5 protein-coding genes are annotated in these 5,920 nt (G+C 69.1%); 3 read left to right on the top strand and 2 right to left on the bottom strand.

Features of this window, described 5'->3' with window-relative positions:
- From VFG33_RS11485 to VFG33_RS11475, 3 genes are all read left to right on the top strand, one after another.
- Window positions 1-1,152 (top strand): enolase C-terminal domain-like protein (locus VFG33_RS11485; protein ID WP_325025355.1); only part of this gene is annotated, 1,152 nt, incomplete at its 5' end.
- A complete protein-coding gene (locus VFG33_RS11480) occupies window positions 1,149-1,901 on the top strand; it encodes an SDR family NAD(P)-dependent oxidoreductase (RefSeq protein WP_325025353.1) in 753 nt (250 codons plus the stop codon). The genes VFG33_RS11485 and VFG33_RS11480, both read left to right, overlap by 4 nt.
- Complete coding sequence (locus VFG33_RS11475; RefSeq protein WP_325025351.1) at window positions 1,898-2,863, top strand: aldo/keto reductase; 966 nt, start codon at window positions 1,898-1,900, stop codon at window positions 2,861-2,863. Before VFG33_RS11480 ends, VFG33_RS11475 begins: the two co-directional genes overlap by 4 nt.
- A gap of 1,273 nt (window positions 2,864-4,136) precedes the next feature.
- On the opposite strand, the gene VFG33_RS11470 is transcribed toward VFG33_RS11475, so the two are convergent.
- Both VFG33_RS11470 and VFG33_RS11465 read right to left on the bottom strand, forming a co-directional pair.
- The gene (locus VFG33_RS11470) at window positions 4,137-4,694 is read right to left on the bottom strand and encodes a SigE family RNA polymerase sigma factor (RefSeq protein WP_325025349.1); all 558 of its coding nucleotides are present in this window, start codon (window positions 4,692-4,694) and stop codon (window positions 4,137-4,139) included.
- A 114-nt stretch (window positions 4,695-4,808) separates the two neighbouring features.
- Window positions 4,809-5,920: [protein-PII] uridylyltransferase family protein (locus tag VFG33_RS11465; protein ID WP_325025347.1), on the bottom strand; the 1,112-nt coding region annotated here is incomplete at its 5' end.

Raw genomic sequence — 5,920 nt, 5'->3', positions numbered from 1 at the left:
GGCCGCGGCAACGACGTCCAGACCACGGCGATCGAGGCGCTCCGCGACTACGTGATCGGGCTCGACGTCGAGGCCACGCTCAGTGATCTCGGCGGCTTTTGGAAGTCGCTCGTGTACGACTCGCAACTGCGCTGGCTCGGCCCCGAGAAGGGCGTCATGCACATGGCCATCGGCGCCGTCGTCAACGCCGTCTGGGACCTGGCAGCCAAGCGCGCCGGGGTGCCGCTGTGGAAGCTGCTGGCCGACCTCAGCCCCGAGCAGATCGTCGATCTCGTCGACTTCCGCTACCTCACGGACGCGCTCACCCGCGAAGAGGCCCTGGAGATCCTGTACGCCGCTCAACCGGGTCGCGCCGAGCGGGAGAAGTTGCTGCGCGAGCGGGGTTATCCGGCGTACACCACGACCCCCGGCTGGCTCGGGTACGACGACGCCAAGCTGGTGCGGCTCTGCCAGGAGGCGGTGGCCGACGGGTTCACCCAGATCAAGCTCAAGGTCGGCGCGAACCTCGACGACGACATCCGCCGGATGCGGCTGGCCCGCGAGGCGGTCGGCCCGGACATCCGGATCGCGATCGACGCGAACCAGCGCTGGGACGTGGCCGAGGCGATCACCTGGATCGAGGCACTCAAGCAGTACGACGTGTGGTGGGTCGAGGAACCGACCAGCCCCGACGACATCCTCGGTCACGCCACCATCGCCCGGGCGATCGCGCCGACCCGGGTGGCGACCGGGGAACACGTGCAGAACAGGGTGGTCTTCAAGCAGCTGCTGCAGGCCGGATCACTCTCGTTCGTGCAGATCGACTCGGCCCGCGTCGCCGGGGTGAACGAGAACGTGGCGATCCTGCTGCTGGCGGCGAAGTTCGGCGTACCGGTGTGTCCTCATGCCGGCGGCGTCGGGCTGTGTGAACTGGTGCAGCACCTGTCGATGTTCGACCTGGTCGCGGTCAGCGGGAGCACCGAGAACCGGGTGATCGAGTTCGTCGACCATCTGCACGAGCACTTCCTCGAGCCGGTGGTGATCGAGGACGGGCACTACGTCGCCCCGCTGCGGCCCGGGTTCAGTGCGGAGATGGACGCGGAGACGCTGTGCGACTTCCGCTACCCGGGTGGCAAGATCTGGATCGAGCTGACAAAGGAGAACGAGAAGTGACGGATTTCGCCGGCCTGCGGGCCGTGGTGACCGGAGGCGCCCAGGGCATCGGCCTTGCGACCGCCTCATTGCTGGCAGCACGGGGCGCCGAGGTGGTCGTGTTCGACCTGAAGCCGGACGTGCCCGCGCCGCTGACCGGGATCGCCGCGGACGTGAGCGACGACAGTTCCGTCCGCGACGCGGTGGCGGCCGCCGCGCTGAAACTCGGTGGCATCGACATCCTGGTGAACAACGCCGGCATCGGCGCCCAGGGCACGGTCGCGACCAACGATGACGAGGAGTGGCATCGCGTCCTCGACGTCAACGTCGTCGGGATCGCCCGGGTCTCGCGAGCCGTGCTGCCTTACCTGCGGAAGTCCGCGGCCGCCGCGATCGTGAACACGTGCTCGATCGCCGCAACCGCGGGCCTTCCGAATCGGGCGCTCTACAGTGCCAGCAAAGGCGCAGTACTGGCGTTGACCATGGCGATGGCCGCCGACCACGTACGCGAAGGCATCCGGGTCAACTGCGTGAACCCGGGCACCGCAGACACCCCATGGGTCGGCCGACTGCTCGATTCCGCGACCGACCCGGCCGTGGAGCGTGCGGCGCTCGAAGCCCGGCAACCGATGGGGCGCCTGGTGAGCGCCGACGAGGTTGCCACGGCGATTGCGTACCTCGCCAGCCCGCTGGCCGGATCAACGACCGGTACTGCGATCGCCGTCGACGGGGGCATGCAGAACCTCCGGCTGCCCGCGGTCAAGTCATGAGGCTCTTCTCGCCGGACTCGCGGATCGGTCTCGGCGGGGCTCCCCTGGCGGGGATGTTCAGCCCGGTCGCCGATGAGGAGGCGACGGCAACCGTTCGGGCAGCTTGGGACGAGGGCTGGCGGTACTTCGACACCGCCCCGCACTACGGACTCGGTCTCGCCGAGGAACGACTCGGTACGGGGTTGGCCGGGAAGCCGCGTGATTCCTATGTGTTGTCGAGCAAGGTCGGCCGGATCATCTACGAGGCCGACACCGAGGCGCCCGACGACGAAGGTTTCGCGGTGGTCTCGAAACGCCGCCGCCGCTGGGACTTCAGCCGCGACGGCGTCCTCCAAAGCATCGAGGACTCACTCCGCCGGATCGGCACGGATCGCTTGGACGTGGTCTTCGTCCACGACCCGGACGACCACTACGAGGAAGCCGTCGCCACCGCGTTCCCGACGCTGATCGAGCTCCGCGACCAGGGCGTGATCGGCGCGATCGGCTCCGGCATGAACCAAACCGCGATGCTGACCCGCTTCGTCCGCGAGGTAGACATCGACGCCATCATGCTCGCCGGCCGCTACACCCTCCTCGACCCCGACGGCCTCGACGACGTCCTCCCGGCCTGCGTCGACAACGACGTCCAGGTAGTTGCCGTCGGCATCTTCAACTCAGGTCTTCTCTCTCAACCCCGCCCGGCTCCGGACGCGACATTCAACTACGCGCCTGCACCTTCCGCCCTGCTGGCCAAGGCGAACCGCCTAGCCGACGTCTGCGAATCCCACGGCGTCACGCTCCCCGCGGTCGCCTTGAAGTTCCCCCTCGCGCATCCAGCAGTAGCCGGCATCGCGGTGGGCTGTCGAACCGCCGCCGAGGTCCACACGAACGCCGAGCTGTCCCGAGTCGAGATCCCGGCCGCCGTCTGGTCCGACCTCAAGTCCGAGGGCCTCCTCCGCAAAGACGCCCCCACGCCGGACTAACCAGCCCTCACGCCGGTACGCCGGTGCGCCGGTGCGCCGGTGCGCCGGTGCGCCGGTGCGCCGGTGCGCCGAGCGGACGTGGTTCGCGGGTTCGTCGGCGCGGGTTGTTCGCAGGTCAGTAGGTGTGGGTGGTTCGCGTCGCCGGGCTGCGTGAGTTTGCTAGTCGCGGTGAGGTGAGTCAAGGGCGCTTCGCGGCCCTTCGGGCTCGAACAAGTTCGACCCTTGACACACCTCACCGCGACCAGGGAAGGACGCAGCTACGCCCGGAGCCGCTGAGAAGAACGGCCACAGTCCAGGGAATTGCGTCGGGGGGTGCCGCCCGGGTAGTCCGCTGGGGGTGGCAGACGGCATCCCTCGGGCCGACCGAGGCGAACGCGGCCAGCAGGACGAAGGCCCGGACCTCCACCACTCAGCAACCTCCCGCCAGTGCCCCCGCCGGAGCGGCTCCACGCCTGCGCCGACGCCCGGCCGGGAGATTCCGGTACCTGGCGGAGAGGTTGCTGAGTGCTGGGCGTCCGGGTCACCCCCTGCCGAACCACCTAGCGGAACGAACACACCACCAGGCGGACCAACCGGTGAACCACCCGGCCGATAGCCACCTGCGCGGCCGATACCGCCCTACAGACCGGCATCGGTCCAACGACCCGGCATCCGACCGGACGGCCCTGCCGCCGATAGCGGGCTGTTCGACCGATAGCGCCCAGAAGACCGGTATCGGCCCCACAAGCCGGCAGCCGACCGAACCACGCCACTGCTCGACGCAAGGCCCACCGCCCGGCCCCACCCAGACCTACAGAACCCGCCGATCCCACCCGGGAAACCGGTTACTGGACAGGGTTGTGCGAGTTCTGTAGGTCCGGGTGGGGCCGCCCCCGGAAACCCACGATTGAGCGTCGGCTCCCCCCGCCGCTCGATGTGGTTCCCGCACGGTGTGGTGGTTAGCCCACTGTCAGAACAGTGGGCGAACCCCACCAAGAGGAGTTATCCCCTCGCTTCTACGCCGAACCACCCGGGCGGACGGAATCTCCTGGATGCAGCTCACACGTCAGCGCGGATCCGCGTAGCTGCGTCCTTCCCTGGTCGACGTGGTGGGTGTCAAGGGTCGAACTTGTTCGAGCCCGAAGGGCCGCGAAGCGCCCTTGACACCCACCACGTCGACCAGCACACTCCCGCAGCGGAGACCGCGCAACCACATCGCCAATGCAAGCGACGCAACCACACTGCCAATGCACCCGCCGCAACCGCAGTTGCTCCGAGCAACTACCTTGGCGGCTCACGAAGCGAGGGGTGGGTGGCGGAAGTCGTTCAGGGTGGGGTCTTGGCGGAGTTTGGCGAGGGCTCGGCTGGTTTGGCTCTTGATGGTGCCGACTGCGCAGCCGACGGTGGCCGCTGTCTCGGCTTCGGTCAGGTCTCCGAGGTAGCGCAGCACGACGACCGTGCGCATCCGGCGGGGCAGGCGGGCCAGTGCGTCCACCAGGACGGCTTTGCTGTCGACGTTGTCGTAGTCGCTGTCGACCGAATCGCTGCCGACCAGGACCGACGGCAGGACCTCGGTCGGGAACTCGCGCTTGCCCTTCTTGGTCCGCCACCACGCGCGATAGGTGTTGAGGAGTACGCGCCGCACGTAGGCGCTGGGATCGTCCGCCCTGATCGCGCCCCACGAACGCCAGCACTTCGCCAGTGCGGTCTGGACCAGATCCTCGGCCAGCGCGTGGTCGTGCGTCAACAGGTACGCCATCCCGAGCAGGGAGCCGTAGCGAGCCGCGACGAACTCACTGAAATCCACCGGCATCGCGCCGGTCTCCTCCTGAGTTCCTACCAGTTCCAGCACCGCAACCGCCCCCAGTACGCTCGCCCCCACTTCTCTGAAAGCGTCCCTCACGCCACTTTCAGAACGCTTTCTTCCGCCTGACGGCATGAATGCGCGAGCGGGGCCGGCGTGGGATCAGTCGCCCCAGAACAGCCGGTCGACAGTGTTGCGAGCGCGCCGGGTGCGGCGGAGATAGTCGTCGGAGAACCGGCTGGTCTCCCCCGGCGGGTACCCACAGATCTGCGCCACCGCCGCCAGATCGCGGGGGTCCCGGGGCAGCGAATCGCCCGGGCGGGCCCGGACGAGCATGATCGCGTTGCGGATGCGGCTCGCCAGTTCCCAGGCGGTGCGCAGTACGTCGGCATCGCGCGGCTCGACCAACTCCGCGTCCACTGCCGCCCGCAGCGCGCCCAAGGTGCGAGTCGTCCGCAAGCCCGGGACCCGGTGCGCCTCGCGCATCTGCAGCAGTTGGACGGTCCACTCGATGTCGGCCAGGCCGCCGCGGCCGAGCTTGGTGTGGGTGGCGGGATCAGCTCCACGTGGCAACCGCTCGGCATCCACCCGCGCCTTGATCCTGCGGATCTCCTGGACGTCGCGTTCCCGTACGCCGTTCGCCGGGTACCGCAGCGGGTCGATCAAGTCGCGGAACGCCTGGGACAACTCCGGATCGCCACACAGCGGATCCGCCCGGAGCAACGCCTGCGCCTCCCACACGGCCGACCAGCGCGCGTAGTACGAGGCATAGGAGGCGAGTGTCCGGACCAGCGGTCCCTGGCGTCCCTCGGGCCGGATGTCCGGGTCGATCGCGACGGCCGGATCGGCGCCAGGAAGAGCGAGCAGCCGGCGGAGCTCGGTCGCGGCCTGGGTGGCGAAGTCCGTCGCCGCCTTCTCGGAGGCGCCCGGCAGCGGGTCGTGCACGAACATCACGTCGAGGTCGCTGCCGTAGCTCAGCTCATGTCCGCCGAACCGGCCCATCGCCACGATCGACATCCGCGTGGGTTCAGGTTCACCCTTGGCCACCGTGCGCCGGGCCACCTCGAGGGCGGAGGTCAGCGTCGCCGCCGAGATCGTGGTCAAGGCGTCGCCGACCACCTCGACCTCGAGCATCGACGACAGATCCGCCGCCGCGACCCGGAAAAGCTCCCGGCGGCGGACGGCGCGGATCGCCGCCACGGCCGCCTCGGGCTGCTCCTGCCGTCGGGCCGCCGCGGCCGAGCTTGGTGTGGGTGGCGGGATCAGCTCCACGT

Origin of the sequence: Kribbella sp., from assembly GCF_035687465.1 — a bacterium.
GTDB lineage: Bacteria > Actinomycetota > Actinomycetes > Propionibacteriales > Kribbellaceae > Kribbella.
This window is presented reverse-complemented; position numbering and strand designations above follow the sequence as displayed.